Annotated in this window: 2 protein-coding genes; both read right to left on the bottom strand. The window is 65.9% G+C overall.

The window, feature by feature from the left end; genetic code table 11:
* Window positions 1–686: IS3 family transposase (locus tag HCC78_RS32730; protein ID WP_172332844.1), on the bottom strand; the 686-nt coding region annotated here is incomplete at its 3' end.
* Entirely contained in the window at window positions 683–982 is a 300-nt protein-coding gene (locus tag HCC78_RS32725) for a transposase (protein ID WP_172332843.1), read from the bottom strand. The genes HCC78_RS32730 and HCC78_RS32725, both read right to left, overlap by 4 nt.
* Window positions 983–1,042 lie beyond the last annotated feature (60 nt).

Raw genomic sequence — 1,042 nt, 5'->3', positions numbered from 1 at the left:
TCGAGGCAATCTCCCTTCCGGCTCATCGAGGCGACGGCTTTCCAGGCATCGAGAAGCCGCCTGTAGTCACCGGCAGCATATTGGACGCCTCTATCTGAATGACAAATCAGCCCCGGTGCCGGCCGCCGGTTCTGCAGCGCCATGCGCATCGCGTCGACCGCGAGGCTGCTCTTGAGCCGGTCCGACATCGACCACCCCACGATCTCCATTGTTGCCATGTCCTTGACCGCTGCAAGGTAGAGCCAGCCCTCGTCCGTCGGAACGTAGCTGATGTCGGCCAGCCAGATACGATCGGGCTCCGCGGCCCGGAAATTCCGCCTCAGCAGGTTCGGCGCGATCCCCAGATCGTGACGGCTGTCGGTCGTCCGCGGCACGCGGCGGCCCCGTATTGGCGGAAAGATCCTGTTTTCCTTCATCAGCTTGGCCACCGTCTTCCGGGCAACCCGGATGCCTTGCTCCCGCAATTCTGCGTGGATGCGCGGCGCACCATATCGCCGGCGGCTGTCTTCGAAGATTGCACGTATCCGCGGCAACAGGGCGTCCCGGGATGCCCGGCGCGCCGCCCGTTTCGGCGCCGCCACGCGCCAGGCGTAGAACCAGCTCGTGCTGACCGAGAGCGCCCGGCACATGAGGCTGACCGCGTGGGCGGACGCGTGGGCGGCGATGAACTCCAGCTTCGTGTTCACTGTTTCGCCGCCCGCTGAGCGAAAAAAGCGGAGGCCTTCCGCATCACCTCCACCTCTTCCTTGAGGCGCCGGTTCTCGCGGCGCAGATCGGCCAGTTCGGCGGCCTCGGTCTGCTGGCGGCGGATCGCCTCGGCCGAGCCAGCAGCCGCCAGTTCAAGCCGCCAGCCCTTCAGCTGCGAAGCGGATATGCCGAGATCCCGGGCAACGCTGGTCTGCGTGGCCCCGGGCTCTGACAGGCGCGCGACGGCCTGTTCCTTGAACTCGGCAGTGAAGTGGCGGCGGGGCTGTCTGCTCATGTGGGGTCCCTCTATCTGGAAGTAATTTAACTCCCAGTCCGGCATCCGGGGGCAAGCTCA

The sequence above is a fragment of the Mangrovicoccus sp. HB161399 genome (assembly GCF_013184745.1).
Taxonomy (GTDB): Bacteria; Pseudomonadota; Alphaproteobacteria; order Rhodobacterales; family Rhodobacteraceae; genus Mangrovicoccus.
This window is presented reverse-complemented; position numbering and strand designations above follow the sequence as displayed.

Coding starts and splice junctions, on each gene's coding strand:
- HCC78_RS32725 (WP_172332843.1), bottom strand. CDS start 982: ATGAGCAGACAGCCCCGCCGCCACTTCACTGCCGAGTTCAAGGAACAG.